Source organism: Flavobacterium sp. CAN_S2 (assembly GCF_015752255.1).
GTDB lineage: Bacteria > Bacteroidota > Bacteroidia > Flavobacteriales > Flavobacteriaceae > Flavobacterium.
The window spans coordinates 450,899-469,638 of sequence record NZ_JADOVA010000002.1 but is presented as its reverse complement, the minus strand read 5'-3'; the positions used below and the strand labels follow the sequence as shown (position 1 = coordinate 469,638).

General features: G+C 33.9%; 15 protein-coding genes. 5 read left to right on the top strand and 10 right to left on the bottom strand.

The genetic code is table 11. The features are described from left to right. From IWX80_RS09855 to IWX80_RS09845, 3 genes are all read left to right on the top strand, one after another. Positions 1-1,721, top strand: a 1,721-nt coding sequence (locus IWX80_RS09855; protein ID WP_196853275.1) for a gliding motility-associated C-terminal domain-containing protein, incomplete at its 5' end; no start/stop codon positions are given. Positions 1,722-1,877: 156 nt separating this feature from the next. After that, on the top strand, positions 1,878-2,786 hold the full coding sequence (locus tag IWX80_RS09850) for a PorP/SprF family type IX secretion system membrane protein (protein WP_196853274.1): 909 nt from the start codon (positions 1,878-1,880) through the stop codon (positions 2,784-2,786). A gap of 10 nt (positions 2,787-2,796) precedes the next feature. Beyond that, entirely contained in the window at positions 2,797-4,737 is a 1,941-nt protein-coding gene (locus tag IWX80_RS09845; RefSeq protein WP_196853273.1) for an OmpA family protein, read from the top strand. Positions 4,738-5,263: 526 nt separating this feature from the next. Here IWX80_RS09845 and IWX80_RS09840 read toward each other — a convergent pair. From IWX80_RS09840 to pyrR, 6 genes are all read right to left on the bottom strand, one after another. Then, the gene (locus tag IWX80_RS09840; protein ID WP_196853272.1) at positions 5,264-5,767 is read right to left on the bottom strand and encodes a CAP domain-containing protein; all 504 of its coding nucleotides are present in this window, start codon (positions 5,765-5,767) and stop codon (positions 5,264-5,266) included. A 165-nt stretch (positions 5,768-5,932) separates the two neighbouring features. Further along, complete coding sequence (pdxH, locus tag IWX80_RS09835; protein ID WP_196853271.1) at positions 5,933-6,577, bottom strand: pyridoxamine 5'-phosphate oxidase; 645 nt, start codon at positions 6,575-6,577, stop codon at positions 5,933-5,935. A 96-nt stretch (positions 6,578-6,673) separates the two neighbouring features. Continuing rightward, a complete protein-coding gene (locus tag IWX80_RS09830; protein ID WP_196853270.1) occupies positions 6,674-7,579 on the bottom strand; it encodes a ribonuclease Z in 906 nt (301 codons plus the stop codon). 71 nt (positions 7,580-7,650) lie between these two features. Continuing rightward, a complete protein-coding gene (locus tag IWX80_RS09825; RefSeq protein ID WP_196853269.1) occupies positions 7,651-7,983 on the bottom strand; it encodes a ribonuclease Z in 333 nt (110 codons plus the stop codon). 73 nt (positions 7,984-8,056) lie between these two features. Next, positions 8,057-8,983 carry an aspartate carbamoyltransferase catalytic subunit gene (locus IWX80_RS09820; RefSeq protein WP_196853268.1) on the bottom strand — a complete coding sequence of 309 codons (927 nt, stop codon included), beginning with the start codon at positions 8,981-8,983 and terminating at the stop codon, positions 8,057-8,059. 46 nt (positions 8,984-9,029) lie between these two features. After that, positions 9,030-9,569 (bottom strand): bifunctional pyr operon transcriptional regulator/uracil phosphoribosyltransferase PyrR, encoded by a 540-nt coding sequence (gene pyrR / locus IWX80_RS09815; protein WP_091168558.1) that lies wholly within the window; start codon positions 9,567-9,569, stop codon positions 9,030-9,032. 211 nt (positions 9,570-9,780) lie between these two features. On the opposite strand from pyrR, the gene IWX80_RS09810 reads away from it, so the two are divergent. Continuing rightward, positions 9,781-9,954: a hypothetical protein gene (locus IWX80_RS09810; protein ID WP_196853267.1), complete on the top strand. Its 174-nt coding sequence runs from the start codon at positions 9,781-9,783 to the stop codon at positions 9,952-9,954. 92 nt (positions 9,955-10,046) lie between these two features. Here IWX80_RS09810 and IWX80_RS09805 read toward each other — a convergent pair whose 3' ends face one another. The 3 genes from IWX80_RS09805 to nagB form a co-directional block, all read right to left on the bottom strand. After that, positions 10,047-11,666 (bottom strand): ABC-F family ATP-binding cassette domain-containing protein, encoded by a 1,620-nt coding sequence (locus IWX80_RS09805; RefSeq protein WP_196853266.1) that lies wholly within the window; start codon positions 11,664-11,666, stop codon positions 10,047-10,049. A gap of 181 nt (positions 11,667-11,847) precedes the next feature. After that, a complete protein-coding gene (locus tag IWX80_RS09800; protein ID WP_196853265.1) occupies positions 11,848-13,875 on the bottom strand; it encodes a beta-N-acetylhexosaminidase in 2,028 nt (675 codons plus the stop codon). 24 nt (positions 13,876-13,899) lie between these two features. Then, positions 13,900-15,837, bottom strand: coding sequence for a glucosamine-6-phosphate deaminase (gene nagB / locus IWX80_RS09795; protein ID WP_196853264.1), 1,938 nt, complete (start codon positions 15,835-15,837; stop codon positions 13,900-13,902). Positions 15,838-16,188: 351 nt separating this feature from the next. Here nagB and IWX80_RS09790 point away from each other — a divergent pair, with 351 nt between their 5' ends. Next, the gene (locus IWX80_RS09790; protein ID WP_196853263.1) at positions 16,189-17,850 is read left to right on the top strand and encodes an MFS transporter; all 1,662 of its coding nucleotides are present in this window, start codon (positions 16,189-16,191) and stop codon (positions 17,848-17,850) included. Between the two features lie 142 nt (positions 17,851-17,992). Here IWX80_RS09790 and fsa read toward each other — a convergent pair whose 3' ends face one another. After that, positions 17,993-18,649, bottom strand: a complete 657-nt coding sequence (gene fsa, locus IWX80_RS09785) for a fructose-6-phosphate aldolase (RefSeq protein ID WP_073353076.1) — start codon at positions 18,647-18,649, stop codon at positions 17,993-17,995. Positions 18,650-18,740 lie beyond the last annotated feature (91 nt).

The following is an 18,740-nucleotide window of genomic DNA, read 5'->3' as shown; positions in this document are numbered from 1 at the left end:
TCTGTGAAATACTAAATCCAACCAATTGTGATACGGCTACCGTTACTGTTAGCGTTACAGCTCCTGCTATTGTCGCTAATGATGATGCCGGAACTCCTGTAAACGGTGCCAACGGCGGAACGGCTTTCACCAATGTATTGGTAAATGATACTTTAAACGGAGTGCCTGTTTTGGCTTCGCAAGTGGCTACGACTTTCGTTTCATCTTCGAATGCTGGTGTGACTTTATCTGGTACTGATGTGATAGTAGCTGCGGGTACGCCTGCTGGTTCTTACACTTTGGTATACCAAATCTGTGAAATCTTAAATCCAACTAATTGTGATACAGCTACCGTTACTGTTAGCGTTACGGCTCCTTCTATTGTCGCTAATGATGATGTCTACATAATAGAAAATTGTACCTCATCAGGCATATTAGGAAATGTATTAGGAAATGTATTAGGAAATGATTCCCTAAATGGAAACTCCGTAGTAGCTTCAGCGGTTAATATCAGTTTGGTTTCTGGGCAAAATTCAAATATTCAATTGGATAACCTTGGAAACATCAATATATTAACTGGAACAATTCCTGGAACTTATGTTTTAACATATCAAATATGTGAGAAGTTAAATCCAGAAAACTGTGATACTGCAACAATAACCATAACAATTAAGGATAGTACTGCACCAGTTTTTGCATCATTACCAGTACCATCAACGATTACTTGTAGCACTACTCCTAATTTTGCTCAAGCAACAGCAACTGATACCTGTAGCTCTGTGACATTAGCATTCGTTGACACAACTGTTCAAGGAAGTTGTATTGGTTCTTACACTGTAACAAGAACTTGGACAGCTACAGATTCAGCAGGGAATTCGACTACTGCTTCTCAAATCATAAGTGTACAAGATACTACTGGTCCAACTACTGCAACTGAGTTTGCTGCTACTATCAATGTGAATTGCGATGCTATTCCTTTGAAGCCAGAACTTATTTTTACAGATAATTGTTCAACGGCCTCTCCGGCAACTTATACAGAAACAAGCACTAATAGTTCTCAGAACTCTTATTCAATTGTAAGAAAATGGTCTGTTTCAGATTCTTGTGGAAACATTTCTATATTTACTCAAACGGTTAACGTCTCAGTGGCAAACAGCGGAATAACAATTGCAAGTTCTGCTTGTAGTGGAGATTCCTCACCAATTAATATCTTTAATTTATTGCCTCAAGGAACTCCAACAAAAGGAACTTGGGTAGATGTTGATAATACTGGAGCATTACAAGGAAACATCTTATCCCCTTTTGGATTAAGTTTAGGCGATAAAACTTTTGAATATCGAATCAATGAAGGTGATTGTCCAAGAAACATAGTACTGACTGTAAACATAAACGATGATTGTATCGTTTTAGGATGTGGTGACATAAAAGTACACAATGCATTTTCACCAAATGGAGATGGTATAAATGAAGTGTTTGTTATCGATAATATTGATGATACTGCTTGTTACCCGGAAAATACCGTTGAAATATATAACCGTTGGGGTGTATTAGTTTTTGAAACTAAAAATTACAATAACCAATCTAATAATTTTGAAGGTATCTCTCGCGGAAGAACAACTGTTAGTCAGTCATCAGGTTTGCCTACAGGAACTTACTTTTATATTCTAAATTACAGTTCTATTGATGGAAATGGTAAAGTGGAAATCAAAAAATTAGACGGGTATTTATACCTCACTAAATAATTTTGACTTAATTTTAATCCTGAGGACAGTCAAAAGTCCTCAGGTTAAAAAATTGAATTAGCCCTATTCTTTAATATAAATAATATTGAAATTATTCTCAGCTATCCTTTTGGATATTAAAATAGAATTAGTTCAATCACATTAAAAAAATCTACTATGAGAACAAAAATATTTTTAATCTTGTTAATGTTTACAGCATTTACTGGTTTTGCACAGCAAGATGCACAATATACTCAGTACATGTACAATACCATTAACATCAATCCCGCTTATGCAGGATCTCGAGGAGCAATGAGCATTTTTGCTATGCATCGTACTCAATGGGTAGGTTTGGATGGTGCCCCAGTTACAAATGTTGCCTCAATCAACGCTCCGCTAAATGATAACAATCTGGGTTTAGGAATTTCTTTTGTTAATGATAAAATTGGGCCTACTAATGAAACCACTATTTCTACTGATTTCTCATACACCATTAGAACATCGGAGAATTACAAACTATCATTTGGTATCAAAGCAACAGCCAATTTATTTAATTTAGATATTTCAAAATTAAATCCAGCTGAAATAGATCCTTCAATACAAAACATAGAGAATAAATTTTCACCTAATATTGGAGCAGGTTTATATCTGTATTCTGACAAAGCATACGTAGGTATTTCAATTCCTAATTTTATTGAATCAGACCGTTATGATGATAATGAAATTGCAATATTTAAAGAAAGAATTAATTACTATTTAATAGGAGGTTATGTTTTTGATATCAACAGCACACTAAAATTCAAACCGGCAGTTCTTACTAAGATGGTTATTGGTGCTCCATTACAAGTAGATCTTTCTGGTAATTTTATGTTTAATGAGAAATTTGTCGTTGGTGTTGCCTATAGATGGAGTGCAGCGTTAAGTGCCATGGTTGGATTTCAAATTTCTGATGGAATGTATATTGGATATGGATATGATCGAGAAACAACCCGATTAAGTAACTACAATTCTGGATCACATGAAATATTCTTACGTTATGAGATATTTAAAAATAATGGTAAAATTATAACTCCACGATTCTTCTAAAAAAATTATTATGAAAAATAATATACTCTTTTGTATAACATTAATAATTGCGTTTTCATTTAATGTGTACTCGCAAAAAGAAAAGGTAAAAGTTGCCGACAAAAAGTACGACAACTATGCCTATATCGATGCCATAAAAACATACGAAAAAGTGGCTGAGAAAGGATATAAATCAGCTGACATGTTTAAAAAATTAGGTAATTCCTATTATTTCAATGCTGAGTTAGAAAAAGCTGCAAGATGGTATGGTGAATTATTTGCAATGAATACTACTGACTTGGAACCCGAATATTATTTCCGTTATGCACAATCTTTGAGATCTATCGGTCAAAATGATAAAGCAAACGAACTATTGGAATTGTTCAATCAAAAATCGGGAAACGATAGCCGCGGAAAGCTTTTCATGAAAAACGTGAATTATCTTGACGCGATAAAAGCCAACTCTGGAAGATATAAAATTGAGGATGCAGGAATAAACTCCATCTATTCTGATTATGGAACTGCACTATATGCAAATGAAATCGTGTTTGCCTCAGCAAGGGACACTGGAAGTTTAGGACAAAGAAAACACAAATGGACAAATCAATATTTTACAAATTTATATTCTGCAAATTTAGGGGAAAATATGACCCCGGGAGAACCACAAAAGTTTGACAAAAAGATAAATTCTAAATTTCATGAGTCTACCCCTGTTTTTACAAAAGACGGAAAAACAATGTACTTTACGCGAAACAATTATCTTGATGGAAAAAAAGGAAAAGATGCAAATAAAATTACTTTAATAAAAATATACAAAGCCACTTTAGAAAATGACTCTTGGTCGAATATAACTGAACTTCCTTTTAATAGTGACAATTACAGTGTTGCACATCCTGCACTAAGTCCTGATGGCAAAACATTATATTTTGCCTCTGATATGCCAGGAACTATAGGCCAGTCCGATTTGTTTAAAGTAAAACTAAATGATGACGGAAGTTATGGTATTCCTGAGAATTTAGGTAAAACAATCAATACTGAAGGAAGAGAAACTTTTCCTTTTGTGAATGATGAAAATGAAATCTATTTTGCTTCAGACGGACATCCAGGTTTGGGAGGTTTGGATGTTTTTGTTTCAGATATCAATGCTAATGGAACTTTTAGTGATGTACAAAATTTAGGTGCCGATATCAATTCACCTAAAGATGATTTTGCTTATTTAATAGATACAAAATCCAGAAGAGGTTTTTTCACTTCCAATAGAGATGGTGGCTTGGGATATGATGATATTTATAAATTTTTAGAGCTAAAAAAAATCACATGCCAACAGATTTTATTTGGTGAGATTACTGATATTGTTACTGCAGAATTACTTCCAGACACTAAAATAACATTATTCGATAATCAATTTAATATTATTAGCACAACTGTATCTGATGATAAAGCTGCTTATTCTTTTACAGTTGAATGTGGCAAAACATACTATGTAAGGGCTCAAAAACCTGAATATACTGCTAAAGAAATAAAGACTACAATAGCTGAAGAAAATGGAAAAACATATTTACCAATCGCATTAGAAAATGCAAAATGTAAAGTAACCATTGGTGATGATTTGGGTAAATGTTTTAATATAAAAATGATTTACTTTGATTTAGATAAATCAAATATTCGTCAAGAAGCAGCATTTGATTTAGAAAAAATATTAGATGTTTTGAACCAAAATCCAACAATGAAACTTGATATTCGTTCCCATACCGATAGCAGACAAACTTTCAAATATAATGAAGCCTTATCTGATAGAAGGGCGAAATCTACTATCAACTGGCTTATCAAAAATGGCGTAAGTGCTGACCGATTAACTGGTAAAGGATATGGTGAAACTCAACTGGTAAATAAATGTGCAGACGATGTAGAATGCACTGAGGAAGAACACCAACTTAATAGAAGAAGTGAATTTATTATTACTGCTCTATAATCAATTATAATTCAAATTCAATAGGCTGTCCGATAAAGACAGCCTATTTTTTTTTTATACTATTTGAACTTAACTAAAATACAGTATTACAATTCATAAATAAAACATCCACAATACTGATAATCAAAATAAATATTATGTAAGAAGTAAATATAAAAAAAGCCTAATGAGAAATAGATTAATTAGACTTTTTAAAATGTAGTACTCTTTATTAATTTTTATACTAAGAAAGTACAATAAAATCTATTATCAATTTATAAAAAAAAGATAAAATAGTAATATATATACAAATAGAAAAAAGAGTAAAAAACTAATATTTAGTGGTTCTTAATCGAATAATAAAAGCAACTGAAACGTCTATTAAAAGTAATAGAATCTATGTTCTTTTAGCCAAAATAGAATTTAAATCATATACATGCAGCTGATTTAAAGTTCGTTTTCTTAAGTAACCTTTTGCAGACTTTTAGAAAATATAAAAGGCTGTCTTTTGGGGAGAAGACAGCCTTTTAATTATAAAAAACTCAACTTATATTTTAGCAAAGATATTTGTGTAATACTTTTTTCCAGTTGCAGGATTTTCTTTGATGGCAATTCCAAAATGAGTAAAGTTACCTTCAATATTTTCTTTGTGACCAGGACTCGCTAACCAAGCATTTAATACTGCTTGCGGTGTATTATAATTGTAAGCAATATTTTCACTAACCGATTTAGCACCTAAAGTTTTCATGATGTTTTCTGAGCGTGCTGCAAAATCATTATGGTTCACTACATTATTTGCAATCATGTAATTGTCATGTTCTTCTGATTTGTACGACATGTGATTGATTTTTTCCAACGGATTTAAACCTTTACTAACTCTATGGGCATTTATCAATTCCATAGTCTCTAACTCAATAGAATTGTATGAGTAAGTAACTACTTTTTGAACAGTTGCGTCAGCGGTTTTAATTTCAGAACTGTCTGAGGAACAGGAATTCATAGTGCATATCACAGCAGCGAGCAATAATGCACGAAGTAATTTTAGCTTCATAATTTTGGTAGGTTAGGTTTAAAGTAGATTGTGGGGCAAACAACTTTAATATATAATACTATGTTTTTTTATTTCTTACTCAAACATACATCTTTTACCGTTTAAATACCAAAAAAAATCGACGAACTACATCATAAAAATAATTAAATATGTATATTTCTTACATTATGGAGAAAGACGCTCTATTTTCCAAGAATAATCCTCTTGACTTGTATACCGAATTCTGTCGTGTAATCGATTCGGTCTTCCTTGCCAAAACTCTACCTCTAAAGGAGTTACTAAAAAACCGCCCCAATGCTTCGGTCTTGGAATTACCATGCTTTCAAAATCTTTTTCCAACTGTTTTAGATTATCTTCTAAATATTCTCTCGAAGGAACCACTTCACTTTGATTGGATACAATTGCTCCCAATTTACTGCCATCAGGTCTGGATTCAAAATAACTATCTGAGGTTATTTCCGAAGTTTTTTTAGCAATTCCCTTGATGATTACCTGACGTTCCATCGTATGCCAAAAAAAAGAGAGGCAAACATTCGGATTTGCTGTGATAGCCCTACCCTTTTCTGAATTGTAATTGGTGTAAAAAATAAAACCTTCTTCAGTAAACTTTTTTAACAATACAACTCGAGACTTCGGAAAACCATCTAAGCCTATTGTAGCGACTGTCATCGCATTAACTTCACTGTCACCTCCAAAGTCTTCTACTTCATGAAACCATCGGTTAAACAAGTTTATTGGGTCTTCTGGGATATTAGATTCCAATAACTCACTCTTCTCGTATGATTTTCTGTAATTACTTAAATCATTCATAATTTTTATTTTAAAAATGTTAATTGCCGAACCATTCGATTTAAAATCATCGAAAAATTCAGCAGTTATTTGATGCTTAAAATTGTTTTCTTTTATTTAAAACTCAAAGCTTTTTCCGTCATCAGCCAAAAGCACTTCAGGAAAAATAGTTTCTGCTTCTTCCTTAAACAATTCGATACTTTCATATCGAGTCGAATAATGACCTAAAACTAATTGTTTAACATTGGCTTTCAAAGCAATTGTTGCCGCTTCTTTAGCAGTAGAATGTAATGTTTTTTTAGCTAGATTTTCCTCAGATTGCAGGAAAGTAGATTCATGGTATAAAATATCTACATTTTCTATAATTGGAAGCATAGCTTCATTATAAACCGTATCAGAGCAAAAAGCGTAATTCTTTGCCGGAACAGGATCAAATGTCAATTTGTCATTTTCTATGATTCTTCCGTCTTCCAACGTAATGTCTTTTCCGTTTTTTATTTTTTGGTAATAACAACTCTCTATTTCATAATTTTGGACAGCATCCAAATTCAATTTTCGGTCTCCAATTTTTTCTTGGAACAAAAAACCATTCGTATACACACGATGTTTTAAAGGAATGGTTTTGACCAAAACTTTTTCGTCTTCAAAAATAATTTCGCTTTCAAGAGATTCCAATTCATGGAAAAACAAACCATAATTCGTCCAAGAATTCGACAATCGCAATTGCAATTTGATGATTTCTTTGATGCCCTTTGGACCATAAATATGTAAATCCGTAGTTCTGTTCAGTAAAGTAAATGTGGATACTAAACCGACTAATCCAAAAAAGTGGTCACCGTGTAAATGGGAAATGAAAATGTGGTTTATTTTAGAAAATCGGATTTTATTCTTCCGCAATTGTACTTGGGTTCCTTCCCCGCAATCAATCAGAAAAAGTCTGTTTTTTATGTCTAAAATCTGTGAAGTAGGATTGGTAAAAGTTCGCGGTGTTGCAGCATAGCAACCAAGGATTGTTAGTTTCAAGTTTTTTCGTGTTCAGTTATTTCGTATTTTGCTTAAATGAATAAACGGTTAAACATAACCGAAAAACAAATTTAAAAGCCTAAATCTCTTTCAATCTCTTCCATTTCTATAATATCATGCGCTTCTAATAACGAAGGCACGACTGTTAATTTAGCAGGAACGGCATTATAATCAAAATCAGATGTGACGATAACAAATGATTTTCTAGATTTTTTATGTTGTTTTGATAACGGCATAAATAATTTAATATCATTTGTTGACAAATCATTATGCATCAAAAGATCAATTATTATGTTGTGCTTTTCGAAAGTTTTATATTGATGGGTAACCTTCATTAAAAAAGAAGTAAAATCACCCTGAGTGTCCCTAATTGTTATCGTATGTCCTTTTTGATCTACTTTCATTGTGTTAAATTTCAAAGACTGCTTTGTGGCAGCGTAGTTTATAAGTAGCTAATTTACAAAGTTTTAAATTAGTTTATTGAATTTTTGAAGCCAAAAGATAAATAACTGCCATTCTAATCGCCACACCATTTTCTACTTGGTTTAAAATCACTGATTGATTGGAATCAGCTACTTCACTTGTAATCTCGACACCGCGATTAATAGGTCCGGGATGCATGATTATAATTTCTTTATTAAGAGAATCCAAAAGCGGTTTATCAACTCCATATTGCTGCGCATATTCCCTTGTGGACGGGAAATAATTGACATCCATGCGTTCATTTTGCACACGCAACATATTGGCAACATCACACCATTCTAATGCTTTTCTTAAATTAGGTTCCACGGTAACGCCAAGCGATTCAATATATCTTGGAATAAGTGTTTTAGGACCGCAAACTTTCACCTCTGCGCCTTGCATTTGCAATGCATAAATATTGGACAAAGCGACTCTGGAATGCAAAACATCGCCTACAATAACCACTTTCTTACCAGCTACTTCACCTAGTTTTTCTCGAATGGAATAACTGTCTAACAACGCTTGTGTAGGATGTTCATGTGCGCCATCTCCTGCATTTACAATACTGGCTTTTACGTTTTTAGACAAGAAATAAGCAGCACCGGGATTGGAATGTCGCATCACTACCATATCTACTTTCATCGAAAGGATATTATTAACAGTATCTATCAAAGTTTCTCCTTTTTTGACGGAAGATTGTGCCGCCGAAAAACTGATGACATCAGCAGACAATCGTTTTTGCGCTAGTTCAAAAGAGAGTTTTGTTCTGGTACTATTTTCGAAGAAAATATTGGCAATGGTAATATCTCGTAACGAAGGCACTTTCTTAATTGGTCGATTGATGACTTCTTTAAAATGATCGGCAGTTTCAAAAATCAGGTCAATATCATTCTTGTTGATGTATTTTATTCCTAATAAATGATTTACGCTTAATTCTTTCATTTTTGTTTACGATTATAGTTTTTAATAGTCAGCGTTTGAATGCAATTTAACTTGTAATTAAATACACGCCATCTTCGCCCTCATTTTCTTTCCAGCTCACTTTTACTTTTTCATTATTGATTGCGTCTACCTGTCGTCCTCTATAATCCGGTTGAATGGGTAAGTTGCGACTGAAGCGTCGGTCTATAAGAACCAGAAGTTCAATTTCCGAAGGTCGTCCAAAAGATTGTATGGCAGTCAACGCAGAACGAATGCTTCGTCCGGTGAACAAAACATCATCTATGAAAATGACTTTTTTATTTTCGACGATAAAATTAATTTTGGTTTTATTGGCTTCTAATGGCTTATCGGTTCTTCTAAAATCATCCCTAAAAAAGGTGATGTCTAGATAACCAAGCTGAATTTCAGGAGTTTGATATTCTTTTTCTAAAATTTCTTTTAAACGCTCTGCCAAAAAAACACCTCTTGGTTGGATTCCAACTAATATTGTATCTGAAAAATCTAAGTGCTTTTCGATTAATTGACAGGCCAAACGATGTAATATGATAGTAACTTCTTTTGCAGTAAGTAATACTTTTTGACTCATAGTAATTTTGTGGTTTGGTTTGGCAAATATACGAATTCCAATTTATGATTTTATAATTAAAAAGGGAGAAAATGCTAATTCAAATAATTCAAAAAAAACAGTATATTTATAGTACTTAATTTTGCAACAATCAATAAAAATTATGTAACAGAGACCAGCAGTTATACAGTAAATTTACATTTTAACGTTTAACATAAAAAAACATAAAATCATGCAAAAAAGACTCACCCGATTATTGATGCTTTTTATAGTATTAATTTCATTTTCAAGTTGTTCAATAATAGAAGGAATATTTAAAGCCGGTGTAGGTGTTGGTATCTTTATAGTTGTTGCAGTGATAGCCATTATAATCTTTATTATCAGCAAAATTTTCGGTAGAAAATAAACAACATTACTTTCGAATTTAGTATTTGAATCCTATTCAAAAAAAAATCTCCCGTTATTGCGGGAGATTTTCTATTTAATAAAAACTACTTTTTATATGGTGTACATTTTAGCTCTTAATTCCTGAACACCTTCGTTATCCAAGTATTCATCAAAAGTCATATATCTATCAATAGCGCCATTTGGTGTCAATTCGACAACTCTATTTCCAACAGTTTGAGCAAATTCATGATCATGTGTGGTGAAAATTACGGAACCTTTATAGTTTTTTAATGAGTTATTAAAAGCTGTAATCGATTCCAAATCCAAGTGATTGGTAGGTTCGTCAAGCATTAAAACATTGGCTCTTTCCATCATCATTCGAGATAACATACAACGCACTTTTTCTCCTCCGGATAATACTCTACAGGTTTTTAACGCTTCCTCTCCTGAGAAAATCATTTTCCCAAGGAAACTACGAATATTTACCTCATCTCGTTCTTCTTCTGTTTTTACCCATTGACGCAACCAATCTACAAGAGAATAATCACTTTCAAAAAACGAATGATTATCTCCCGGCAAATAGGCTTGGTTAGTCGTAACTCCCCAATCAAAAGTTCCTGAATCTGCGGTTTGATTTGCGTTTAATATTTCATAAAATGCAGTTGTTGCTCGCGAATCTTTCGAGAAAAGAACGATTTTATCGCCTTTGGCCATATTCAGATCTACTCCTTTAAACAAAACATCTCCATCGATGGAAGCGCTTAAATTCTGCACATTCAAAATTTGATCTCCTGCTTCACGCTCTTGATCAAAAATAATTGCCGGGTAACGTCGACTCGATGGTTTTATCTCGGAAATATTCAATTTGCTAATCATTTTTTTACGCGAAGTAGCTTGTTTTGATTTGGCTACATTCGCACTAAAACGACGAATAAACTCTTCTAATTCCTGTTTCTTTTCTTCGGCTTTTTTGTTTTGTTGTGCGCGCTGTTTAGCCGCTAATTGGCTTGATTCATACCAGAAAGTATAATTTCCGGAATAATGATTTATTTTACTGAAATCAATATCTGAAATATGTGTACAAACGGAATCCAAAAAATGTCTGTCGTGAGAAACTACAATTACGGTATTTTCATAGTTGGCCAAGAAATTTTCTAACCAAGCAATAGTTTCAAAATCCAGATCATTGGTAGGCTCATCCATAATAAGTAAATCCGGATTTCCAAAAAGCGCCTGTGCCAAAAGGACACGAACTTTTATTTTCCCTTCCAAATCTCCCATTAAAGTATAATGATGTTCTTCGGTAATTCCGAGATTTGATAACATCGATGCTGCATCAGAATCAGCATTCCAACCATTCATTTCTTCAAATTGCACTTGCAATTCGCCTATTCTGTCTGCATTTGAATCATTGTAATCTAAGTACAAAGCATCCATTTCTTTTTTGATCGCATAAAGGGTTTTGTTCCCCATCATAACGGTCTCCAATACGGTGCTTTCGTCAAACATATTGTGGTTTTGGTTTAAAACCGACATACGTTTTCCTGGTTCCAAATGAATATTCCCCGAAGTTGGATCCATTTCACCTGCAATTATTTTAAGAAAAGTAGATTTTCCAGCGCCATTGGCTCCGATAACGCCATAGATATTACCGTGTGTGAAGGTAGTATTTACTTCGTCAAACAAAATTCGTTTGCCAAACTGAACTGATAAATTATTTACTGTTAACATGAATGTTTATTTTATAAAATTTTTGCAAAAATACGAAAAAAATACCGATTTACTGAATTCCAAAAAAATCCGTTTTCTGCAAGTTAAATTTATAGAATGGGACGGTAATTATCATAAAAAATCCTGACGTAAATAGTCAGGATTCCAGAGTTTAGTATCGAGTAAATCAATGTTTTATTTTTTAAAGCAATTTTTTCAAACTCCCATAAACTGCTAATTCTACATCAGCCGGACTTCTGGTATTGCATTTTTCTAATAAATCCTCCAATAACGCTTGATTAACTTTTTGTTTTTTATCCATTAAAAGCAATAGCTGCTCTGATACATCACTCAAACTTTGAGACAAAGGTAAAAAAGGTTGCACCAACGGAGCATTGGAACTCAAAGCAATTAAATCGGAATTCATGGCAATCCACTTCTTGAAAAAATCAGTTATCACAACTTTATTCTCCTTGCTTTTATCCGCTAAATACGCATTGACTGCCACATTAAAATCTATCGCTTCCGAAGCATCCGCATTACAAGCATCCGCAAATAAGGTTAACGGAGAATGCATGCGGTATTTCTTTCCGCCACCGTTGCGTTTGTAATTTTTTAGTGGTTCACAAAGATTCGAAAAATCATTCAATGCCCGTGTATCTTGATTGTTGCTAATGTTTCTTAAGATTACTTCTTTGTTTCTAATGTGCGTAATTCCAAGTTCTTCTAATCGAAAAGAAATAGTTTTTAACCTTTTGCGCAAGCTGTTCATATCATTTACTTCGGCGTTAGACCATAATCGCTCGGCTATTGCGGCGGTTCGTGGCCAAATTCTGGAATCTATATTTAATGGTGTTACGAGTTCGCTCCACATCGCAGCTTCTCCTCCTAAAACTCTTGCTTTTTCTTCTTGAGTAAGAATAATCTTTTTAGGCAAGGGATCATTCATATAATGACTTTCTAAACCTAGCATCAAATCAATATAATACCCATTAGACAAAACTGTATTGTAACCGCTTTTTGCAGCTTTTATCAATGCTCCACCAGCTTCTTGACCTTCATTCGTTCCTCTCCAAGCATGAATTATGGCATCTTTTGACATGTTTTCAGTCATTATTTCTTCCCAACCCATCAATTTTTTGTTGTGTTTTTTCAGCATTGGAATCAACTTCATATTAAAGTAAGTCTGCAAATCATGGTTGTTTACCAAATTATTTTCCTTCTTAAATTGTTGAATAGCAGGATTTGCATTCCATTCTTTTCCATTATTCTCGTCACCACCAATATGAAAATAACTGCCTGGAAATAACGGACACACTTCATCAAAAATTGAGCTTACTATTTCATAAGTTTTTGGATTTGTAGGGTCTAAAGTCGCATTGAAAATCCCTGAATTTCTTTGCACTTCATACGTAATTTTCCCTTCGCCAATTTTACTTCCTATTTCCGGATAAGCAGTCAGCAATGCCGAGGCATGTCCCGGAACATCTATTTCAGGAATAACGAGAATCCCTCTTTCATCGGCATACGTTACAATATTTTTGATTTCTTCCTGAGTATAAAAATATCCATCTGAGGCTAATTCTGTTAATTTTGGATGATTTTTTAACTGAATTCTCCAACCTTGATCATCGGCTAAATGCCAATGGAAAACATTCATTTTCATCGAAGCCATAGCATCTAGATTTCTTTTGATAACATCTACGGGCTGAAAATGTCGGGCAGCATCAATCATTAATCCTCTCCAAGTAAAACGAGGCGAATCCGAAATTTCACCTACCGGAAAGTAAAACGATGTACTATTATTTTGAAGCAATTGCAATAAAGTTTCCAATCCATGAAGCGCTCCTAAATCATTGGTTGCATTAATAATAATTTTATTCGAGGTAATTATAAGTTGGTAACTTTCGTCCTCATTAATTTCTATTTTTCCATTGCGATTACAATTTATTTGTAATTCGGCTTCAGGACTTTCGTTGACTTTCGTCAAAAAACTTTGCTCTAGAAACAATCCCGTTCTGCCATCCAATCGTCGCAGGAAATTGGTTGCGCCTATGAAAATTCTGGGATTTGGATTCCCAGCAATATTCACTTTGAAATTTTTGCTTAAAGCAAAAGTGCCTTCAGACAACTTTATATTTTGTGGCCAAGGCATCAGGTTTAATTGCTCGGTGGTTATTTGAGCATTCGAAACAAAAGTTCCCAATAATAGGATTAAAAAGTATTTCATAGTTTATAGGTATTCAAGATATTTTTAATAATCAAAACGTTTAAAAGCTTCGATGGCTTCATATTCAGCCAATCCCAAATCATCATACAATTTTGCTGTATGTTTATTTCGATCTTCGGCACGCACCCAAAATTCTCTGGAATCATTTCCTTGAAACATCACGCGGTCTTTTTGCGATTGATGGTACAAAATAGCGTGTCTCTTTAGCATTACTTCCTCGGGGCTTAACGGAACTGCCATATCTATTTCGTGAATTTCCCACTCATGCCAAGCACCGCGATAGAGCCACAACCAACAGTCCTTCATAAACGGTTCGGGTTTCAAAGCTCCCATTGCAGCGAAAATAGCGTTTAGGCAAACTTCATGCGTTCCGTGCGGATCAGCAAGATCACCTGCGGCAAAAACCTGATGCGGTTTTATTTTTTCGATAATTGCTTTTACAATAGAAATATCTTCAGCATGTATTGGGTTTTTCTTTATTTGTCCCGTTTCATAAAAAGGCATATCCAGAAAATGAATATTAGATTCTCTCAATCCAATATATCGAACTGCAGCATACGATTCTCTTCGTCTGATAAGTCCTTTTAGCTTCCGAACTTCAAGAGAATCCATTTGGTTTTCTGACTTGTTATTCAAAAAATCAATAACCGATTGAAAATCTATTTTTGTTGCATCCTTTTCTACAAAATCATTACAAACCTCAGCAAATTTCAACGCTTCTTCATCCGTAACTGCTATATTTCCTGAGGTTTGATACACAACATGAATATCATGTCCTTGCCTTATCAATTTAGAGAAAGTCCCTCCCATCGAAATCACATCATCATCCGGATGCGGACTAAAAAGTATAATTCGTTTTTTTGCGGGATTAGCCCTTTCAGGTCTGTTGGTATCATCCGTATTGGGCTTTCCTCCAGGCCATCCGGTTATTGTGTGTTGCAATACATTGAACATATTGATGTTCAAATCATAAGCAGAACCTTCTAAAGCGAGTAAATCAGACATTCCATTATTATTGTAATCCCTATCAGTTAATTTTAGTATGGAGCGATTTGTTTTTAAACACAACCAAACAATCGCTTTGCATTTAAGTTCCAATGTCCAATTACAATCTTGAACCAGCCATGGAGTTTTGAATCTGGTTAGTTCTGAAGCCGCTGATTGGTCTAGAACAAAAGTGGTATTATCATGATTTTGCAAAAATGTTGCTGGAATTTCCGGGCTTATATCGCCTTGAACAGTTCTTTTAATTACATCGGCTTTATTTTGGCCCCAAGCCATCAAAACAATTCTTTTAGATTTAAGAATAGTCGAAACGCCCATCGTAATAGCTCTTTTTGGAACGTTTTCAATACCATTAAAATCAGAAGAAGCGTCGACTCGAGTAATGTAATCCAAAGTAATTATTCGAGTTCCAGAATTGATATGGGAACCCGGTTCATTAAAACCTACATGGCCGGTACGACCAATTCCTAACAATTGAAAATCAAGTCCGCCTGCGTTTATTATCTTATTTTCGTAATCAATACAATATTGTTTGAGCGCATCAATAGGAATTGTTCCATCTGGAATATTAATATTTTCTGGTTTAATATCAATGTGATTGAACAAATGCTCGTGCATAAAATAATGATAGCTGTGGTGGTTCTCTTTCTTCATAGGATAGTATTCATCCAAATTAAAAGTGACTACATTACTAAAACTCAGTCCGTCTTCTTTATGCATTCGAACCAATTCTTCGTACACTTTTATAGGTGACGAACCTGTAGCCAAACCAAGGATACAATCTTTGTTTTCGGCTTGCTTGGATACAATCAACTGTGCGATTTCCCGAGCAACTATTAAGGACGCTTCTGAAGCATTTTTGAAAATTTTATTGTGAATTTTTTCAAATCGTGTTTCCTCAAATTTACCGACACTTTCATAACTGATATCTATTTTTCCTTCTGAAGTACTTTTCATATCGTCTTTTTTATACTGATTTATAAAGATAGTTTTTTTTAAAAGAGCAAGGAAAATAAAAAATAACAGAAATCGAATTACTGCGATTACTAATGAAAATTATTAAATCATGAAAATCTTAGACTATTTATATCGATAAACAATATTCTAAACCAAATTTCCACTTTACCGTTGTTTTATAATTAGCAAAAAGTTTGAAAAAAAAGCAGGTATTTTCAACAAAAATTGGTTATTCAATAATTCTAACAATATTTAGTCTAAATTATTTTTTTTTGATTTACTTAACAAATATATTTACGGTCTTACAACAATAAAAAGTATTTAACACTAATCATTAACCCATTTATACTTATGAATTCAGAACAAACAAAGTCTAATAATTCCGCGCTTTATACGCTCATAACCGTATTTTTCTTTTGGGGTTTTATTGGAGCTTCAAACGGGATTTTTATTCCATTTTGCAAAGCTAAATTTGGCTTAGACCAATTTCAAAGTCAACTAATCGATTTTGCTTTTTATGGTGCTTACTACATCGGAGCTTTATTGCTTTTCATTTTTAGTAGTATTGCCAAAAAAGATATTCTCAACGGTTGGGGATTCAAAAAAGGAATTATTTACGGATTATTGGTCAGCACATTTGGAGCTGTACTTATGATAATTGCAGTAACACAAGGAAGTTATTTGTTTATTCTAGGCGCATTATTTATTGTTGCACTTGGTTTTTCACTACAACAAACATCTGCTCAGCCTTTTGCAGCATCTCTTGGTGAACCACATTCAGCTTCCAGCAGATTGAATCTTGCAGGAGGAATCAATTCATTGGGAACCACAATAGGACCAATAGTTGTTTCAATCGCCTTATTTGGAGTTATTGCAGGTGTAAATATTGAAGAATTTGCTCAAAAACCAGATTCATTAGATTCAATGAGAATTCTTTATGTATTTGTAGGAGGATTATTTTTATTGGCAGCAGCCTTATTCCATTTTTCTAAAAAGTTACCGTCTGGAAAAAGTGATTCTTCATTTGAAACAGCTAATAAAGCAATGCAAACCTTGATTGCTATTACAGTAATTTTGGTTGCCATTTTTGCTTATATCTTTTCTCGTTACGAAGATGCTGAATTTATAACTCGTTTTATAGAGAACAAAGAAAAAGATTACTTAGGATTAGCCTTAACAGTTTCTACACTTTTGGTAGTTGTTATTGGATTATTCTTTGCAAATACAACGGCTCAAAAAAATCCTGAAGGATGGGGAGCAATGAAATACCCACAATTAGTTTTGGGAATGTTAGCCCTTTTCGCTTATGTAGGTGTCGAAGTAACTATAGGAAGTAACCTTGGTGAATTATTGGTAACCGCTGATTTTGGTTCAATTTCAGGACCAGCTTTAGCGCCATACATGTCAATGTATTGGGGAAGTTTAATGATTGGACGTTGGGCAGGAGCCATTACGGTTTTCAACCCATCATCACAATTAAAGAAAATTTTACTTATCGTTGTTCCTTATATCGCATTTGGAGTAGTTTTAGCTGCAAACGCTATTTCTGGACAAGATGTAACGCCTTTATATGCTTACGCATTTGTAATTTTGTTCCAAATCGCTGGTTTCTTTTTAGGAAAAGACCAACCGTCAAGAACGCTTATGATTTTTGGTTTAATGGGAATGACTGCTATGCTTATTGGTTTATTCACTACTGGAACGATTGCTATTTTTGCTTTTATGAGCGGTGGATTATTCTTAAGTATCATGTGGCCTTCTATTTTCTCATTGGCAATTGCAGGTTTAGGAAAATACACATCTCAAGGTTCAGCATTCTTGGTAATGATGATCCTTGGTGGTGGAATTATCCCGCCATTACAAGGAAAATTAGCAGATATTATCGGAATTCATACTTCTTACTTCATTCCTGTTTTATGTTTCGCTTTCATTGCATTCTACGGATGGAAAGTAATTGGAATTTTAGAAAAACAAGGAATCGGAAAAGAAATAGAAGTTGGTGGAGGACACTAATTTCAATACAAACTAACCAAAACCAAACCAACAAAAAACTCCCATTGTGCTAAGCATAATGGGAGTTTTTATTTATATCGAAATCTCAAATCAGAAATCGTTGCCCGAGCCTGAAAGGCGAACTGGCGAAGCAATCTTAAATCTATTTATTTCCTTTCTCGAAATCAGCAACAAACTGTGCCAATCCAATATCAGTCAATGGGTGTTTCAACAAACCGTAAATAGCAGATAATGGTCCAGTCATAACATCAGCACCAATTTTTGCACAGTTTACAATATGCATCGTGTGACGCACTGAAGCAGCAAGAATTTGAGTTTCGTAACCGTAGTTATCATAAATCAATCTGATTTCTTCAATCAAAGCCAAACCGTCTGTAGATACATCATCTAAACGACCAATGAATGGAGAAACATAAGTTGCTCCAGCTTTAGCAGCCAATAAAGCCTGTCCAGCCGAGAATACTAAAGTCACATTCGTTTTTATTCCCTTATCCGAAAAGTATTTAGCAGCCATAACTCCTTCTTTAGTCATAGGCAATTTTACTACGATTTGCTCGTGTAAATCCGCTAACTCTTCCCCTTCTTTAATCATTCCGTCGTAATCCAAAGCATTAACTTCAGCACTTACATCGCCATCAACAAGGTTACAAATGTCAACATAATGCTTCAAAATGCTATTTTTTCCTGTAATTCCCTCTTTGGCCATCAACGAAGGATTGGTTGTAACGCCATCCAAAACGCCTAATGCCTGTGCTTCCTTAATCTGAGCTAAATTAGCCGTGTCAATAAAAAATTTCATATTATATAATTTAATTGTGTGTTTCTAATTCTTTGGGCGTGACCCTCCGTAAAAACTTCGGGTCGGGCTTTCCGCTGTATCCTCGCTAAAA